Here is a 19,562-nt window from a genome sequence, read left to right as displayed (position 1 = left end):
TGGGCTTCCTGAATATATATACAGTAAACCAGATTCAACAAGCTTCCGTTTGATACCTACGTACGTTACTGAATACTTGCAAAAGACGAGTTAAACAACGAAATACTATTATGATGAAAAAGATTATATTCCTATTTACTCTTTTACTTTGTACTTACGGATCAATCCAAGCACAAAAGAGTATCACTGTGAAGTCTCCGGATGGCAACATCCGTTTTACGGTGCAAATAAAGAAGAACGACCTTCCAAGTTATAGTGTGTATTATAAAAACACACAATTAGTTAAAGACGGAGCACTTGGCTTTGAATTTGATAACGGAAAATTCGGAGACAATGTCACTATTGGAAAGATCTCTAAGCGTTCCGGCATAGAGAAATATAACCTCATTGCCGGAAAAAGCTCTCATGTGGAAGATCCCTTTCAGGAAGCCATCATTCCATTGAAAGAGACTAAAGCTCCTAACCGGCAAGTGGACGTAGTAGTTCGCGTGTTCAATGACGGGGCAGCATTCCGCTATGTATTTCCTGAACAGGATCAGTGGGCATCTTACATCATGTATGACGAATTGACCTCTTTCAATCTGGCTAATAATCCGGATGTATTGACCATGTTTCTGAAATCATATACCACTTCACATGAAGGATTTTATTCCCAAATGAAATATTCGGATATCCCTGCCAATCAGCTAATGGAAATGCCGACTCTATACCATTATGATGGTGTATATATGGCCATTACCGAGGCTGCTATCCGCAACTATGCGGGTATGTACCTGATGAATGAACAAGGTTCACTACGTGGAAAGTTATCTCCATTACCCGGTCAGCAACAGATTAAAGTGAAAGCACAACTTCCTCATCAGTCTCCCTGGCGAGTAATGATGATCGGCGAACAGGTAGGAACTCTTATCGCTTCTAATCTACTGACCGACCTGAACGATCCGTGTGCCATCAAAGATACTTCCTGGATTAAACCGGGAAAAACAACTTTCTCCTGGTGGAACGGGAATATAGTTCCGGATAGTTTCTTTTTACCCGGTAATAACTTCTATACCAACCAATACTATATTGATTTCGTTGCACGGGCCGGACTTGATTTTCATTCTATCTATGGCTATGCAGAACAACCTTGGTATGAAGATGAAAACATGAGTTTTGAGTTTCCAAGCGAAACAGCCAATGTAATGAAGCCTGTGAAATCACTGGATATGGATACTATTGCCAAATATGCCGCAAGCAAGGGAGTAGGGCTGCATATGTGGGTGAACTGGAAACCTCTCTATAACAGACTGGAAGAAGCTCTGGCGGAATTCGAGAAATGGGGTGTCAGAGGAATGATGGTGGACTTTATGGACCGTGACGATCAGGAAATGATCTGCATTCAGGAAGAGATACTAAAAAAAGCAGCCGAACATAAAATATTTGTTCAGTTCCACGGTTCCAGCAAGCCCTCAGGTTTAAATCGTACTTATCCGAACGAGTTTGCACGTGAAGGTACCCGCAACTACGAATGTTACAAATGGTCAAAGGATATGGGAGCAGATTTGGACATTGCTATTCCATTCACCCGTCTTTTAGCCGGTGTTACAGATTATCATCTGGGAGGTTTCCGTGCTGTACCCAAAGACAAATTCCAGATTCAATACACCAATCCTTTGGTAACAAATACACGTTGTCATATGCTGGGTATGTACGTAGTATTAGAGTGTTATTTGGGTATGGTTTGTGATTCTCCGATAGCTTATGAAGGACAGCCGGGCTTTGAATTTATACAGAAAGTACCTACTACGTGGGACGACACTGTAGTACCTTCTGCCTCTGTAATGGAATACGTCACTGTAGCACGCAGAAAAGGAAACGACTGGTATATAGGAACAATCAATAATAGCAAGGAACGTGCTGTATCTTTCAAAACCGATTTCCTCGGTGATGGAAAATATGTAGCCGAAATTTATAGTGATGCAAATGATACAAACAGTAACCCCAACCATTTGGTAAAACATACAATGAAGATTGACAAGAAAAGTACCATTAAGCTTCAGTTGGCCAATAATGGCGGTGCTGCCATCCATATTTATCCGGAAAAATAAAAAACAAATAACCCATGAGAAATATTCAACTTACAAATATGCTGATACTGGTCTCATTACTCATGTTGATGGGATGCGGTAAAAGTGCAAAAAGTGAATTCAACGTATTAGATTACGGAGCAAAAAGTGATGGTCAAACACTGACTACAGTTCCTATCCAATCAGCTATCGACGACTGTTACAAAGCAGGTGGTGGAGTGGTTCTTCTCCCCAAAGGCGATTATCTGGTAGGGACTTTAAACCTGCGCTCCAACATCGAATTTCGCTTCGAAACCGGTGCGCGTCTGATTGCTACAACAGATTTAACACAATATCAACGTCACAACACAGAACTTGCAGGAGTTTTCTACACAGAAAAAGCAGACAATGTATCTATCACAGGCAAAGGAACCATCTACGGGCAAGGAATGGAATTTATGTACACTGACAGTGCGAAAGTAATCTCTGGTACTGTATTGGACTACGTACGTCAAGGAAAGAATCTGCGTAAAGTCAATAGCGGAATTGGCGACGGACCTTTGTATCCGAAAGACCGCTTCCACCAAATGATTGTATTTAGTGACTGTACCAACGTAGAATTGAATGACTTTACTTGTATTGACTCTCCTTACTGGTGTTTTGTCATCGTGCATTGTGACCGTATCACAGTTCGTAACCTGAAAATAGATAATAACCTCGTTATCCCCAACAGCGACGGTTTAGACATTATTTCGTGCAGTAATGTCAATGTCTCCGATTGCTACATTTCCTGTGGAGACGACGCAATTGTATTGGCAGGTTATGACTGGCACTTCGGTGATCCCGGTTTTCAGCGTATCACACGTCCCTCTAAAAACATCAATATTTCCAATTGTATATTACGTTCCAGATCAAGTGCTATCCGCATTGGTGGATGGGACCAGAATGTAATGTCCAATTATAATTTTAGCAATATCACTATCTTTGATTCCAATTGCGGTATCAATATTAATATCCGCGATTATGCAGGTATTGACAATATCAACTTTGCCAACCTGAATATCGAAACCCGTCTGCATACAGGCGATTGGTGGGGCAATGGAGAGCCTATTAAGATTTCTGCTATTCGTGGACGTGAAAGTATTCCGGGAGCCATTCGAAACGTACATTTCACAAACGTAACTTGTAACTCTGAAAATTCCGTCTATATCTATGCAGCCCCTGACTGTACGATTGAGAATATCGACTTTACTAACTTCGATTTTCGTCTACAGCAAAGCCACCTCGATAATGTTGCCGGGGGTAATATCGACTTACGACCAACCAGCATACCCGAAAAAGAATTTTTTGCATCCAATACTCCTATCTTCTATGCAGAAAATGCAAAAAATATTCGCTTGAGCAATGGTACAATGTCATGGGGTGACAACATCAGCCAACCCTATTTCACTGCACCGATAGAAGCAACAGAAATAAACACATTATCTATTGATCATGTTACAGCTTCTCCGTCTCCGGCAAATTTTTCCGCTCCTTTAGCCATTATTAAAGGATGTACCAACGTCGAAAATCATATAAACAAATAATAAACCTAACCCTAAGAATAATGAAAAGAGTTTTAAGCATCATCTGTTTATTTTGTATTGTATGCTTTTGTAACGGCAGCAACCCTTTTGTATCTGTTAAGAACGGTAAGTTCTATATTGGAGACAAACCCTACAGCTATGTCGGAACAAACTTCTGGTACGGTGCAATATTAGGTTCACAGGGAGAAGGAGGAGATAGAACCCGTCTGATACACGAACTGGATTTCATGAAAAAGAACGGTATCAACAACCTCCGCATCTTAGTTGGGGGTGACGGAGCAGACGGTATTGCTTCACGTATCCAGCCCACCTTGCAAAAAGAACCGGGAGTTTATAATGACGAAATACTCGACGGACTGGATTTTCTTTTGAAAGAAATGAGCAAAAGAAAAATGTATGCAGTGCTTTACTTGAATAATTCATGGGAATGGTCCGGAGGTTATTCTCAATACCTGGAATGGGCGGGAGCAGGAAAAGCACCTATCCCTTCTGTGGACGGATGGAACAGCTTCACTACTTATGTGCAGAAATATGCCCAAAACGAAAAGGCAAAAGCATTGTTTTCAAACTATATAAACGATATGCTGGAACGTACCAACCGTTATACCGGATGTAAATATACCGACGATCCTACCATTATGTCCTGGCAAATCGGTAACGAGCCTCGTGCTTTCAGTGATGCCAACAAAGAAGCATTTGCCGAATGGATGTCTGACATTGCCACACAAATTAAGTCATTGGATAAGAATCATTTGGTATCTACAGGGAGCGAAGGCAAAGCCGGATGTGAAGGAGACCTGAGTTTATATGAAACAATTCATTCAGATGCCAACATAGATTATATGACTATTCATATCTGGCCTAAGAACTGGGGATGGGTGAACGAAGAGACACTGACAACAAACCTACAGACAGCCATTACAAATACGAAAGCATATATTGATGAGCACACAGTTATCGCTCAAAAATACAACAAACCCATTGTATTGGAAGAATTCGGATTTCCACGCGACGGACTAAGCTTCGTTCCCGGCAGTCCTACAAAAAGCCGTGATAGCTATTATGAAGCAGTATTCTCTTATATCCACGAAAATATGGAGAACAACGGTCGCTTTGCAGGATGTAATTTTTGGAGTTGGGGTGGTTTTGCTAAGCCTGTGGCAGATCATATATTCTGGAAACCCGGTGATGATTACACGGGAGATCCGGCACAAGAAGAGCAAGGACTCAACTCAGTATTCTCTCAAGACAATTCAACCATGAAAGTAATCAAGAAATACACTAAACTATTAAAAAAATAAGATTACATATACAAGACTAAATATACAAAAATATTTTAGACGCGGATGACGCAGGCAAGGCGGATTTTTTAAGATTTAATTTTAATTTTATCTTTTAAACCGGAGTTGTCTGCGTCATCCGCGTCTGAAATATAATCTACATACATCAATATAAATTCATCACAAAATCCCAATTATCAGGCAATATTTCAAATGAACCAGAATTCAAATATTGACAAGACGCAAAGCACTAAACACTTTAACATTTACCCCCAAACACTTATTTCGAGTATAAGTTAAATAAGCTACTTGCATTTTATCCTACCTTTTTGTTGTGAAGCTGAAATTAAAACATTATTTTTAGGCATTAAATAAAAGACGGGCTATGACAACACCTAAAAACACAGTATTGCATGAAATCACCCCTATTTCAGAGAGTGATTGCCTCTACGTAATTGAGAGAAAGAAAGCGGATTTTAATTATCCGATTCATACACATAAAGAATTTGAAATTAACTATATAGAAAATGCCAAAGGGGCAGAACGAGTTGTTGGTGACTCAATCGAAGAAATAGGAGATTATGAACTGGTCATGATCTCTAATGGAAACTTAGAACATGGGTGGCGTAACCATAATCTCGTTCCGGGTAACATCCGTGAAGTTACCATTCAATTTTCCGGTGACTGGTTATCTGAGAAATTATTAGGAAAAGATCAGTTTTCCAGTATAAATAATATGCTTAAAAACGGGAATAAAGGATTAGCATTTTCTTTATCTTCCATATTGAAAATACGTTCATTAATCAATTCCCTGACATGCGAAGAAAAAGGATTTTATTCAGTGATAACTTTTCTTTCTTTACTGTATGAGATGTCTTTGGCAAGAGATACCCGCGCACTCTCCAGTTCGTGTTTCGCAAATGCAGATGCCAATGTACTAAGCCGGCGTATCCGGTTGGTAGACGACTACATAAAGAAAAACTATATGCGCGATCTTACCCTTCGCGAAGTAGCCGAACTGGCTAATATGAGCGAAGGAGCTTTCAGCCGTTTCTTCAGTCAGCATACAGGAAGAAGTTTTACTGAGTACCTCATTGACATACGTATTGGCATGGTTACCCGTATGCTGATTGATACAAATAAAACAGTCGCAGAAATTTGCTTTGAATGTGGCTATAATAATATATCAAACTTCAATCGTATTTTCAAGAAAAAAAAAGGGAGAACACCTCACGAATTCAGGGAAATGTATTGCAAAAAGAAGACAATTGTCTGACTAAAAAGTATCAATCAACCCATAAGCCACAGTAACATAAAGAGATCAGGGACAACTATTTGAAGTCATCTCTTTGGATTTTGAGTCCCTGAACGCTGAAATTTAAAGATTATCACGTATCTTTGCTTCCTCAATCATAAATACGAGATATGGCTATTACAATCAAGAAAGTTTCTTCGAAGAGAGAATTGAAAAAATTTATCCGTTTCAATTACAAACTTTACAAAGAAAATCCTTACTCAGTGCCCGACCTCTACGACGATATGCTCAACACATTCAATAAAAAGAAAAACGCAGCATTCGAATTTTGTGAGGCAGATTATTTTCTGGCATACAAAGACAATAAAATCGTAGGCCGTGTGGCCGCCATCATCAACCACCGTGCTAATGAAGCTTGGCATAAAAAAAATGTCCGCTTTGGTTGGATAGACTTCATTGACGATCCTGAGGTATCTGCTTCACTGATTCGTACTGTGGAAGAATGGGGAAGATCCAAAGGTATGGACCATATTCAAGGACCATTAGGATTTACGGATTTCGATGCCGAAGGAATGTTAGTAGAAGGATTTGACCAACTTAGTACCATGGCTACTATCTACAATCATCCCTACTACCCCGAACACATAGAAAAGATGGGATTTGAGAAGGATGCAGACTGGGTGGAATACAAAATATACATTCCGGAAACTGTACCGGAGAAACACCAACGTATCTCGGACATCATTCAGCGAAAATATAATCTTAGAATAAAGAAATATACCTCCGGAAAAAAACTTGCACGAGAATACGGACAAGAAATATTTCGGCTCATGAACGAGGCATACAAAGAACTGTATGGCTACTCTGCTCTCTCACAGCGTCAGATTGACCAATATGTCAAAATGTACCTTCCTATCCTCGATTTGCGAATGGTTCCACTCATCGTTGATGCAGACGACAAATTGATAGCTGTGGGAATTTCCATGCCGTCATTGTCCGAAGCTTTACAAAAGTCACACGGGCGGTTGCTACCTCTCGGATGGTTCTATCTGTTGAAAGCCTTATTTATGAAACGTCGTGCTAAAATGCTCGATTTACTGCTCATCGCAGTAAAGCCGGAGTATCAGAATAAAGGTGTTAATGCTTTGTTATTTTCCGATTTAATTCCGGTTTATCAAAAATTAGGTTTTATCTTTGCGGAAAGCAACCCCGAACTGGAATTGAATGGAAAAGTTCAGGCACAGTGGGATTACTTTGAGACTCAACAACATAAGCGCCGCCGTGCGTTCATCAAAGAGATAAAATAAAAACTATGGAAGAGAACGAATTGATATCTGTAGACAACAACAATGGAACAGTAGAGTACACAGACGACAACATCCGACATCTGAGCGACATGGAACATGTGCGCACACGGCCCGGTATGTATATCGGTAGGCTTGGGGATGGTGCACATGCCGAAGACGGAATCTATGTCCTCCTGAAAGAGGTGATTGACAACAGTATTGACGAGTTCAAAATGCAAGCAGGCAAGAAAATCGAAATCACTGTTGAAGAGAATCTCCGTGTGAGTGTCCGCGACTATGGCCGTGGCATTCCGCAAGGGAAACTGATAGAAGCTGTCAGTATGCTCAATACCGGTGGTAAATATGATAGTAAGGCATTCAAAAAGAGTGTCGGGCTGAACGGTGTCGGTGTAAAAGCGGTCAATGCGCTAAGTTCAAGCTTTGAGGTACGAAGCTACCGCGACGGCAAAGTACGTATCGCTACTTTCTCTAAAGGAGAACTGCTTACTGACAAGACAGCGGATACGGAAGAAGAAAACGGAACTTTTATCTTTTTCGAACCGGATAATACATTATTCGTAAATTATTGCTTCAAGCCTGAGTTTATTGAAACGATGCTGCGCAACTATACGTATCTCAACACCGGACTTGCCATCATCTACAACGGTCATCGTATCTTATCACGCAACGGTCTGGTAGACTTGCTGAATGATAATATGACTGCTACCGGACTTTACCCGATCATCCATCTGAAGGGGGAAGATATAGAAATAGCCTTCACGCATACCGGACAGTACGGAGAAGAATATTATTCCTTCGTCAATGGACAGCATACTACCCAAGGAGGTACACACCAGAGTGCTTTCAAAGAGCATATTGCCCGTACTATTAAAGAATTCTATAATAAGAACCTGGATTATACAGATATTCGTAACGGACTGGTAGCCGCTATTGCTGTCAATGTGGAAGAACCTATTTTCGAAAGTCAGACCAAGACGAAGCTAGGTTCCACTAATATGACTCCCGGTGGCATAACCGTTAATAAATATGTAGGCGATTTCATCAAACAGGAGGTAGACAACTATCTGCACAAGCATCAGGATATAGCCGATACTATGTTCCAGAAGATTCAAGAATCAGAAAAGGAACGTAAAGCCATTGCAGGTGTCACCAAGCTGGCACGCGAACGTGCTAAAAAAGCAAACTTGCACAATCGCAAATTGCGCGATTGCCGTATCCACCTGAATGATCCGAAAGGAAAAGGACTCGAAGAAGAATCCTGTATCTTCATCACCGAGGGAGACTCAGCCAGTGGTTCTATCACTAAAAGTCGTAATGTCAATACTCAAGCAGTATTCAGCCTTCGCGGTAAACCGTTGAACTCTTTTGGATTAACCAAAAAGGTAGTTTACGAGAATGAGGAATTCAATTTACTCCAGGCTGCTTTAAATATAGAAGACGGAATTGAAGGATTACGCTATGACAAGGTGATTGTGGCAACCGATGCCGATGTGGACGGTATGCACATCCGCCTATTGCTGATTACCTTCTTTCTGCAATTCTTTCCTGATCTCATCAAGAAAGGTCATGTATACATCTTACAGACACCACTCTTCCGTGTACGTAATAAAAAGAAAACCATCTATTGCTACAGTGAAGAAGAACGCATCAACGCCATTAACGAACTTAACCCTAACCCGGAAATCACCCGATTCAAAGGTCTGGGAGAAATTTCACCGGACGAGTTCAAGCATTTTATTGGTAAAGACATTCGTTTGGAGCAGGTTACGTTACGTAAAACTGATGCTGTAAAAGAACTCCTTGAATTCTATATGGGTAAAAATACCATGGAACGGCAAAACTTTATTATAGACAATTTGGTTATAGAAGAAGACTTGGCATCATGAGAAAAGCAATATTTCCGGGTACTTTCGACCCCTTCACCATCGGACATTACTCGGTAGTGGAACGTGCACTCACTTTTATGGACGAAATAGTGATTGGGATTGGAATCAACGAAAACAAAAATACATATTTCCCTATCGAGAGAAGAGAGGAAATGATCTGGGGTCTTTATAAAAACAATCCTCATATTCAAGTGATGTCATACGATTGCCTGACCATTGACTTTGCCCAGCAAGTAAATGCGAAATTTATTATCCGCGGCATCCGTACAGTGAAAGACTTCGAGTACGAAGAAACGATTGCAGACATTAACCGCAAACTAGCAGGTATCGAAACAATCCTACTCTTCACCGAACCGGAATTAACCTGTGTCAGTTCAACTATCGTACGTGAATTATTAACTTATGATAAAGATATTAGCCAATTTATTCCACAAGGAATGAAAGTAAAAGATTAGACCTCTTGGTAGGTGAATTATAAATTAGAAGGAAAAAGACAATGAAGAAGGTATATATATTATTAGCTTGTTTGTGGGCAATCACCACACAAGCTCAGGACTTCGGTTCACCTGCCATGCGCAAACTACAAATGGCAGAGTACGCCATTACCAATCTTTATGTGGACAAAGTAGACGAGGACAAGATGGTAGAAGAGGCCATCATCAAAATGTTGGCACAACTCGACCCCCACTCTACCTATTCAGATGCAGAAGAGGTAAAGAAGATGAACGAACCCCTTCAAGGAAATTTTGAAGGTATCGGAGTACAATTTCAAATGATTGAAGATACATTGCTAGTGGTACAACCTGTCAGCAACGGTCCTTCCGAAAAGGTCGGTATCCTTGCCGGTGACCGGATCATTGCAGTCAATGACAGTGCCATTGCCGGAGTAAAGATGAGTACGGAGGATATTATGAAAAGACTTCGTGGTCCGAAAGACTCAAAAGTAGATCTCACAATCGTCCGCCGTGGTGTAAAAGATCCGTTAGTATTCACTGTAAAGAGAGACAAGATTCCTATTCTCAGTCTTGATGCATCCTATATGATTCAACCGAAAATAGGGTATATCCGTATCAACCGTTTCGGGGCAACTACGGCTGAAGAATTCAAAAAAGCAATGAAAGATCTTCAGAAACAAGGAATGGAAGATCTGGTCCTTGACCTGCAAGGAAATGGTGGAGGCTATCTGAATGCCGCTATCGACCTTGCCAACGAGTTTCTGGGGCAGAAAGAACTGATCGTATACACCGAAGGACGGGCTGCACAGCGCAGTGAATTCTTTGCAAAAGGTAACGGAGAGTTCCGTAATGGTCGTCTCGTCGTTTTGGTAGATGAATATACGGCTTCTGCCAGTGAAATTGTCAGTGGCGCTATACAAGACTGGGATAGAGGTATAATCGTAGGTCGCCGCTCTTTCGGCAAAGGATTGGTACAACGGCCTGTTGAACTTCCCGATGGTTCCATGATTCGTCTGACTATCGCACGCTATTATACTCCGTCCGGTCGTTGCATTCAAAAACCTTATGACAGCGAAACTGATTATAATAAAGATCTGATAGATCGTTTCAACCACGGAGAATTGATGAATGCCGACAGTATTCATTTCCCCGACTCACTGAAAGTACAGACCAAGAAACTCAAACGTACTGTTTATGGCGGTGGTGGTATTATGCCGGATTATTTTGTTCCAATTGATACTACTCTTTTTACGGACTATCACCGAAATCTGGTTGCCAAGGGAGTAGTGATCAAGTATGTAATGAAGTACATCGAAAATCAACGGAAGGAATTAGCAAATAAATACAAGAACTTTGACGAGTTCAACAAGAAGTTTGTTATCAGTGATGATATGTTATCCGCTTTGCGTGAGATGGGTGAAAAAGAAGGAGTGAAGTTCGATGAACAACAGTATGAAAAATCGCTTCCATTAATCAAAATCCAATTAAAAGCACTCCTTGCACGTGACATCTGGGATATGAATGAGTACTTTCAAATAATGAATACGACCAATGAAAGTGTACAAAAGGCACTGGAAATATTGAATAGTAAAGAATTTAAGGAAAAGTTGAAATAAAACAGATTTATGCCCTATGATATTTAAAGAGCACAAAAAACAAATCTGATTATTGATGCGAACGGACTAACATTCTTTTGATCGCACACCACTTCCATAATCGAAACCATAGAATCGGCACTTTGCCGATTTTAAGAAATTAAGAAGATAACAGCAAGATTATGTAGAAAGACCTTGCCAAACTACTAATTTACAATATGTATCTTTCGAATTAGATATTTTTTGGTGTAGAAAAGAGAGAAAGTCCTTCTGTAAAGTCTAAAAATGATTTTATAATTAGTACTAGTCACCGTTTCATGCCGCTCTAAACGGTTGAAAGAGGAGAAAAAGCCACACAACATCAATACCTATGTTATCGGCCAATCTACGTACTGATTCAAGGATACTATGGTATAAAAAGAAAGGATACCCCAGGGGAACTAGAGGTATCCTTGATCAAGAGTTTGTTATAAAATCTGGGCTTTCCCAAGAACAGATTTATACTCCTTGAATTATAATTTAAAAAGGGTATCTCCAGTGGGGAAGAGATACCCTTAGATTAAATTCTCATCTAAAACTTATTCAGTCTTATTGATTAGAAATTCAATTAGCGCCATCTGCCTTCATTGTGATCGGGCATTTAACTTCAGTTACAGCACCCCATGTATCTGTGATCTTCACTAAAGCATAGCCTGTAATTTCACGTGCGATAGATACTGTATTAGCTTTCAACTGTACTGTCAATTCATTACCAAAGGCTACAGGACTACTAGTTTGACCTGCAACTTCAGCGTATTTAGCAATTTCAGAGCTCAGCTCAATAGTAACATTTGTCACTCTGGCATCTCTACTTGTAGCCGCGATTACTACATTTTTAGCATAAACATCTTTCACAGCAAATAAATTCGGTGCAATCTTGAATGATTTTTCTGTCTCTTTTATAGAAAGCACTTTACCATTTTTCGCTTCAATATCAGGATGTGAACCTTGCTTGATAGCAGATCTTACTGTCAGATTAAACTCTTTAGAGATTGAAGCCAGACGATTGTTTCCAAATGGTTGATAAGAAATTATCAATTTACGTTCAGAATATACTCCGTCATTCTTCTCCGCTTTGTACAATGGTACTTTCAATTCAGATGATATTCCAGACAGCCAAGCAGCACCATATTGAGGATTAGCTGATGTTCCGAAATTAGGACGTTCTTCAGAGAAAGTGATATGATTTTTGTCAGCATCACTAATTACTTCGAAGAGAGCATAAAGATCCTGTCCTACAGTATTATTAGCCGGAGTACCGTAAGCAACTGCTGTGTTAGAGTTTGTAAAGTATGCATCCAGAGGTTTGAATTCGAAAATACCCGGATTCTTAACTTCTACTTTCACATTAACTTTCTTCAGTACATTGTCACCCAACGCAGGAGTCGATGCAGGATTCATAACTTGCAACATAGCATTATGAACGGTAGCACAAATAGTTGTCGGATCAAAGTTAAAGGTAATCTTATAGCCTGTTACCTTACCATCTTTCATAAGCTTTTCAGGTTGATTTGCAGCCAGCTTGATAGAATTAGAAGCATAAGTAATATTATTAATGCTTTGTGCAAACTTAACATCAGCAGCATCCAGCTTCAAAGTTGCCTGTCTACCGCTACCAAAGTCTTTATTCAACAAATTGAATAAGTCAGCATTGCTTTCAGGAGTAATAGTGATAGAAGCTTTATTCTGAGTCATATCAGTAGTGTTTGCATTCTTAGCAAGCGTCCAAACGGCAGCTTCTGCAACATTAATATCAGTACCGATACTATATGTAAATGTCACTTTACAAATCACAGCACTTGCTCCTTCTACTTTCTGACCATCAGTTTTTAAATAGTTTACTTTTACATTAACTGAACCTTGCTTAGCAGGCGCAGAAATTGTATTAGTAGCCTTATCAAAAGTAGCACCGATAGCCTTCAATTCATTATCATCAATAGTGTAATAATGATCAACAACCTTAGTCAATTCTCCGGCAAACAATTGATCAAGTTCCGCAGCTTTTGTATAATCAACATCTACCTCCTTTGCTACTAAAGATTTCGCTTCATTTTTTGCAATGATCTTGGCATCATATTTAGAGATAATTTCATTGCTGAATGCATCTTTGGTCTTCAAAGCATAAGCATAAGTCTTGCCGTTCAAGTCTCCAGTAACGTTGGCAGGGTTTAAAGAAACTTTCAAAGCATATACACCAACGTTCCACTTATCAGTTGCACGAGTAGTAGTTAAGGGAGTAGTACTCATGTGCTTTTCCTGAGAGACATTAAACACTTCTTCTCCGTGTGAGTTGATCAATGTAACAGGATATTCAGAGAAATCCACACTTGTGGGATTAACCAGAGCAAAAAGCGTATTAAAGTTGCTGCCTACCAATGTAGTCTTTTTGTCTTTAGCACCAAATTTCTTTCCGTTAAACTCTATCTCTTTATCAATTACACCATAGTACAATTCAATGGCTTGAGTCATACCTTGAGAAATCTCACCGCCTGCAATTGAAACAATGTCCATTGTAGCAATGGCTTCAGCAGAAGGAAGAGCCAAAGTTTTTGCAGTAAACGTACCATCTGCGTTCTGTACATTGATGTGAAGGTCATAAGCAGGCCTGTCTTTAGCTTTCACTACGTACACGCTTGTCTGTGCATAAGCACCTTTTACAAGTTTACCAGGAGTACCGTCCTCACCTGTTTGTTTAACATCCCAATAGTACCAATATCCATCATCGCCGATAAAAGGTGATACAGCATCATTTCCATTAGTTCCGGCAGCCACAGGACCAAATACTTTTTCTCCTGCTTCGTTATAATAAACCCACTGACCGGTAGTTTTATCTATATAAGGAGATTTGCCGTTTTGTCCCGTGATAGATTCACCGTCATTACCTTGTGCCTTATCGCCTTTTACAAATTTACCAGCTGCACTGTCCCAGAAATACCAATAACCTTTATCGCCATTTTTGCCATCAGCAATATAAGGAGAATGACCGTCCTGAACTTTTGCATACCACCCTGTCGGTTCGTTGTCAATCAACCATTCACTGGTTTCTTTATCAATAGTAACCTTAGAACCCGCAGAACCCTCTGCCCCTATTTCACCTTTGTCACCTTTTGCACCATTTACGATTTCATAAGACTTTTCATCGTTAAAGGTAATTTTAAATCCACCGGTAATAGGCTCTACTGTTTTCACCCATTTGCCTGCATCCACAAACGATTGTAATTTGGCGATATCGGCTTTATTGGCATCAATCTGAGTTTGCAGATTGTCAATGTCATCATCGTAGTCTTTACAGCCTACATAGGTGACAGTGGAAAGAGCCAATGCTCCGAAGAACATCACTTTCACAAATTTTTTTCTCATAACTACTTAAAAATTACATTAATAATATATTATTAAACACTAAGTTTCAACAATACTTTCCCGTTACTTAGTAGGTAACGGGAATAAAACACGCTGCAAATATGGACATATTTCTGAAAACAAGCAAACAAATAACATATTTTTTCTCATAAACTATTAAAAAAGAATAGCAAAATACACGAAACTACGAATTCTTAGCATTAACAGTCTATTAACCTTAAAACTTGGACAAAGAATTCTCTGCCCCTCAGTTTTCTGCCTAAATGAGGGAAATAATCTTTTTATGCTTTTTGTCAGCAATCATCCCCCAAAACGCCTTTGGGGATGTCACAAGAAAGTATTGTCGTTACCTACTAAGTAACAAATTAAATTTCAGGCTATTACACTTTTAAAATATTGTTTTGCAAAGTCAATCACCTGAATGTTTGATTCATCAATTTTCTTATTCCTAAAAGGCTTTAGGTAAGTTTCCGTCACCATGATAGACGAATGTCCCATTGCTTCGGAGATAATGCCGGGATGAATCTCACTGTAATAAGCCATTGTAGCCCATGTATGGCGGGCTGTATAAGAACTTAAATCGGACGTAAATCCCAAGATTTCTTTAAGTGAGGTAAGTTGATAATTGAAGTTACGAAGTGCAAGCTGATATTCACGATAAGCTTCTTTAGTACCCTCCCCGGCCGTTATCAATGAAAAGAGATAAGGAGAGTTTAGGTCTGTATTCATATACTTCCTTACCAGCACCATTGCTTCGGGTGTCAATGTTACGCTTAACTGTCGCCCGGTTTTACGCCGACGGTAGGTAAGTACGTTTTCATCCAAATCCTTTTTTTTCAGATAAGCCAAATCCACAAAAAGCAATCCGCGCAGCAAAAACATCAACACAAACAATGCTTTCGTCTTTTTCAAGCAATAAGGGATAACGGTACTTGGTGATGAATCATTTAATAGCTGTGACATCTCGCCGTTGTCCAGGGCCCGCTTCCGGTCAGCACGTGTTCCGGTATAGACATATTTGAATAAGTGTGGTATATAAATCGCCCTACGACATTCTATTGCTCGATTGTATACCGCTCTCAAAGTCCTCATATAAGTAGAAACAGTATTCCAACTACATCCTCTTCCACGTAGATGTATCTCAAAACTCTTTATAAATTCAGGAGTAACTTTCCGAAATGGCAGATGAGTATTTCCATGAAATGAGATAAGCGCATTCAAACTACTCCTATACACATGAGCGGTCCCATAATTACCACTCGTCTGTAACCCATCGGCTACTTTTTGCATAAATGAAATTAAATTCCCCATTTTTCTCTGTTTGATTAAAACAACCTGCCTAATTTATTTAAATCATCGTACCTATTGTTTCTCTAATCTACATTCAAAAAACATTGATAAAGTTAGTCTCACGACATTGAATTAGGAGGTTATATTCCATTATTTGGCAATATTACCGCTTTCAAGGACTTAAACTTTTCGCTAATTGTTCGTTCCTCTCTCGTTTTTTTCATGAATATTATCAATTAATAATATACAAATCAAACAGACCTTCAAAGACCTTAGAATAAAAAAGAAGACATGATGATTTATTCACTGAATAAATCATTTGAGCTTATTCGTTTCATAAACTTTTTCAAAACACATAGTATAAAAGGATTAGTTGAATCAGAGATAAAATCATAGATAGAAAACAGTTTATATATTCTAATTGCATCAACAGAATAAAATGACACAATCAATTCACAATGCAATCTTCCACATTAATAGGGCAAGAATGCAACGAACTTAGGCTGATAATAGAATTAAACTAAAAGAAATAGCAAATAAAAATAAAGTTACTCTGATAAAAGTGTAATGACAGAACGTGCGGGAATCCGATTCACTTTTCTCCCCTTTATCTTGGCTACAGGTTTCAGATTTTCACCTTCACGATCTGATGTGCTGTAAACCTGCCACTCTGTTTTTTTCGCGTTGCCTTTTCCTATTGAATACTCCTTGTCTTCATTTGCATAGTTAATGAGGACAACCACATACTTTCCATCTGTATTTTTATAAGCAGAACACATCAGTCCTTTCTGGTCGGTATCCCCTTCAGGAACCAATTTCCCGGTGTTGTCAAACGCAGAAACAGTCAGCCTGACAGCACCCGGACGGATAAAGCGGCTATAGTTACCTAACACCCACATCAATTTAGAGTCCTCCACCCTACCATTCCGAAAGTCATCGTCTGCGAGCTCACGAATCAAGCCATCCTTGTAGTCTTCACCAATAGCACGCCACCATTGCCAACTTTTAGCACCGGCATACACTATGTCATGATGAATCATTCGAGCCACATAAAGCGCAGTCTTCATCGTAGGATCAAAGCCCCCTCCGCCGCCAATTTCTTCATCATTACTCATGATGCAAACCTCTGTCTGCCAAAAATCGACCTTATATTTGTCTAATGTATCGCGTAACTGAGATCGAATATGACGTAAAGCACTCAAAGGAGTATTTGTCCAATAGCTATGCCCCACCATCAGACGAGGAGTTTTAGAGACGTCCCCCAAATAAGTATTCACACTATCGGGGCGGAAAAACGATTGTATCTGATATCCGCGTTGCCAATCCGTCATATGAGTACTAAACATACAACGATAATCGGACGACTCATTCACCAAAACCTCTGTATCTATCTTTCTATCGGTAAATTCTTTGTTTAATAACCGAACCGTATGAGCAATCTCCCGATTAGTTGCCGGGCAACCCTCCTGACTAGATCCTGTCCAATTCCAATGTCCGTCCGGCTCATTAAAAGGACAAATATAACTAAATTTAATGTCGTCATGCTCTTTTACTCCCTGCACTACATCTGCCAGAAAATGAACATAGTTCTCATAACAATCAGGCTTGAGATTTGCTGTCCCCCCACGACCTGTATTGGTAGCTAAGCCATTCTGTGTATAAAAGACGGGAGGAGAGTTCAGGAACGCCAAAAACTTATCAACTCCACGTTCCTTTGCCAATCTCAGGAAATTACGTTGTCCCTGTTGCTTGGTCCAATCATACGTTCCATCAGCCTGTAAGAAGCATTCAGCACGCCTCCAAGGAGAGGAAATTCCACTAGCACTCCCTTGCTCCGCACTTCCAGCTCCGATATTAAACCTCCACAGTGATAAACCAATTCCTTTAGGCTGACCGTTCTCATCGTTTTCGGTACTAAAGAGCCAGTCAGCTACTTGATCCTGTTTTTCCTGTGGCCACAAACCTATAAACTGCATACTCCAAGCATCGGAAGCACCGAAGTGCTCTATAACCTGGCAAGGTTTCGAGGTCTCTATCTGAAAAGAAATGGCAGGTTGTGCCCCGGCTGTCATATTCATTAGCCATATTCCTATGGAAGTAACTAATAATCTCATTTTCATAAATGTACACTTTAAATAAATTATTGATCAAGAATGGCATACTAACGTCTTGGTAATTGAGAGGATAGTATTAAAGAAGACAAAAATACAGAAATATCTCACTCGCCAAATAATCTTTGCTCTGAATTTTCGAAAGGATGAAAAAAAAGAGAGGTAAAATCCAACATATTTCCGGTAGAATTATAACAAATAGAACAAGCGAAACAATAATAAAAAAGGAATGATTCTACATATTTACGTATATTTTCATAGAAAAAGTTTATCTTTGTTCCCTTATAAGAATCATTACAATAAAATTCATGGCTAGAGATCCTTTCTGCAAAACATATACAGATTGTTCACAATGCCCCAAAGTCACTGAAGGTATATGTGTATACAGAAAACTGTCGAGAGGGCAACATTTCCCTAAAGACAAGTGTACACAAAATTGCATCCTTTTCATGATTTCAGGAGAATTATTGATTAATAGCGAAGAATATCCCGGCACAATATTGTACGAGGGACAGTTTATTCTTCAAGCTATTGGTTCGATGGTTGAATTGCTGGCACTCACGGAGGTAAAATATATCTGTTACTGGTTTAACGAACTCCCTCTGATCTGCCCGGACCGATATGAAGAAATTATCAATCAGGCAGAAGCTCCAATTACCTATACTCCTCTGATTATGAGTTCAAAGCTGAAGTACCTGATTGGTGACCTGGCCATTTATCTTGACGAGCAACTCCCTTGTGGTAAATTTATTGAGTTAAAATGCCATGAATTAACATATCTTATCACCAACTATTATCCAATTCCTCAATTAGGAGCTTTCTTTTATCCTATCAGTACGTATACAGAGAGCTTCCAATATTTTATCATGCAAAATTACAGTAAGGTAAAGAATGTAGAAGAATTTGCACATTTAGGAGGGTATACAACTACTACCTTCCGGCGTCTTTTTAGAAACTTATACGGTGTACCCGTCTACGAATGGATATTAGAGAAAAAACGAGAAGGTATACTGGAGGATCTTCAGCATACCAAAATGCGTATTACTGAAATCTGCAATCGGTATGGCTTCGATTCCCTATCCCACTTCGCACATTTCTGCAAAGACTCTTTTGGAGACACTCCGCGCGCTTTACGAAAGAAAGCAGCCAATGGTGAAAAAATCGGAAAGCTTCCCGATTAAGGAATAATTTCTTTAATTCTTTGGTCAATCAATCAATTTGCTCTATTTTTGCAGTCTGTAAGTGGTGTAAAATGACGAAATTTTAGTTCTAACAATTAAATAATTTAAATTCAATCATTTATGTGGTTAAGTAATTCATCTGTAGGAAGGAAAGTGGTGATGAGCGTTA

General features: G+C 39.5%; 12 protein-coding genes. 9 read left to right on the top strand and 3 right to left on the bottom strand.

Annotated features, from left to right (window positions below):
• The first annotated feature begins 110 nt into the window (after nucleotides 1-110).
• The 8 genes from PHO71_RS03005 (at nucleotide 111) to PHO71_RS02970 (ending at nucleotide 11,433) form a co-directional block, all read left to right on the top strand.
• Nucleotides 111-2,090: a glycoside hydrolase family 97 protein gene (locus PHO71_RS03005; RefSeq protein WP_300198705.1), complete on the top strand. Its 1,980-nt coding sequence runs from the start codon at nucleotides 111-113 to the stop codon at nucleotides 2,088-2,090.
• Between the two features lie 14 nt (nucleotides 2,091-2,104).
• Nucleotides 2,105-3,634: a glycosyl hydrolase family 28 protein gene (locus PHO71_RS03000; protein WP_300198702.1), complete on the top strand. Its 1,530-nt coding sequence runs from the start codon at nucleotides 2,105-2,107 to the stop codon at nucleotides 3,632-3,634.
• Nucleotides 3,635-3,654: 20 nt separating this feature from the next.
• The gene (locus tag PHO71_RS02995) at nucleotides 3,655-4,935 is read left to right on the top strand and encodes a beta-galactosidase (protein WP_300198699.1); all 1,281 of its coding nucleotides are present in this window, start codon (nucleotides 3,655-3,657) and stop codon (nucleotides 4,933-4,935) included.
• A 364-nt stretch (nucleotides 4,936-5,299) separates the two neighbouring features.
• On the top strand, nucleotides 5,300-6,190 hold the full coding sequence (locus PHO71_RS02990; protein WP_300198696.1) for an AraC family transcriptional regulator: 891 nt from the start codon (nucleotides 5,300-5,302) through the stop codon (nucleotides 6,188-6,190).
• A 149-nt stretch (nucleotides 6,191-6,339) separates the two neighbouring features.
• Nucleotides 6,340-7,476 (top strand): N-acetyltransferase, encoded by a 1,137-nt coding sequence (locus PHO71_RS02985; RefSeq protein WP_300198693.1) that lies wholly within the window; start codon nucleotides 6,340-6,342, stop codon nucleotides 7,474-7,476.
• A gap of 5 nt (nucleotides 7,477-7,481) precedes the next feature.
• Nucleotides 7,482-9,362: a DNA topoisomerase IV subunit B gene (locus PHO71_RS02980; protein WP_300198690.1), complete on the top strand. Its 1,881-nt coding sequence runs from the start codon at nucleotides 7,482-7,484 to the stop codon at nucleotides 9,360-9,362.
• A complete protein-coding gene (gene coaD / locus PHO71_RS02975) occupies nucleotides 9,359-9,817 on the top strand; it encodes a pantetheine-phosphate adenylyltransferase (RefSeq protein WP_300198687.1) in 459 nt (152 codons plus the stop codon). Before PHO71_RS02980 ends, coaD begins: the two co-directional genes overlap by 4 nt.
• Before the next feature lie 41 nt (nucleotides 9,818-9,858).
• Nucleotides 9,859-11,433 carry a S41 family peptidase gene (locus PHO71_RS02970; protein WP_300198684.1) on the top strand — a complete coding sequence of 525 codons (1,575 nt, stop codon included), beginning with the start codon at nucleotides 9,859-9,861 and terminating at the stop codon, nucleotides 11,431-11,433.
• Between the two features lie 582 nt (nucleotides 11,434-12,015).
• Here the strand turns inward: PHO71_RS02970 and PHO71_RS02965 are convergent.
• From PHO71_RS02965 to PHO71_RS02955, 3 genes are all read right to left on the bottom strand, one after another.
• Nucleotides 12,016-14,811 carry a hypothetical protein gene (locus PHO71_RS02965; RefSeq protein WP_300198681.1) on the bottom strand — a complete coding sequence of 932 codons (2,796 nt, stop codon included), beginning with the start codon at nucleotides 14,809-14,811 and terminating at the stop codon, nucleotides 12,016-12,018.
• 372 nt (nucleotides 14,812-15,183) lie between these two features.
• On the bottom strand, nucleotides 15,184-16,122 hold the full coding sequence (locus PHO71_RS02960; protein WP_300198678.1) for a site-specific integrase: 939 nt from the start codon (nucleotides 16,120-16,122) through the stop codon (nucleotides 15,184-15,186).
• Nucleotides 16,123-16,649: 527 nt separating this feature from the next.
• A complete protein-coding gene (locus tag PHO71_RS02955) occupies nucleotides 16,650-18,221 on the bottom strand; it encodes a glycoside hydrolase family 30 protein (RefSeq protein ID WP_300198675.1) in 1,572 nt (523 codons plus the stop codon).
• 299 nt (nucleotides 18,222-18,520) lie between these two features.
• On the opposite strand from PHO71_RS02955, the gene PHO71_RS02950 reads away from it, so the two are divergent.
• Nucleotides 18,521-19,393, top strand: coding sequence for an AraC family transcriptional regulator (locus PHO71_RS02950; RefSeq protein WP_300198672.1), 873 nt, complete (start codon nucleotides 18,521-18,523; stop codon nucleotides 19,391-19,393).
• Nucleotides 19,394-19,562 lie beyond the last annotated feature (169 nt).

The organism is Bacteroides sp. (assembly GCF_028690125.1).
Lineage (GTDB): Bacteria > Bacteroidota > Bacteroidia > Bacteroidales > Bacteroidaceae > Bacteroides.
The sequence above is the reverse complement of the archived record's forward strand: the minus strand, read 5'-3'. Positions and strand labels throughout refer to the sequence as shown.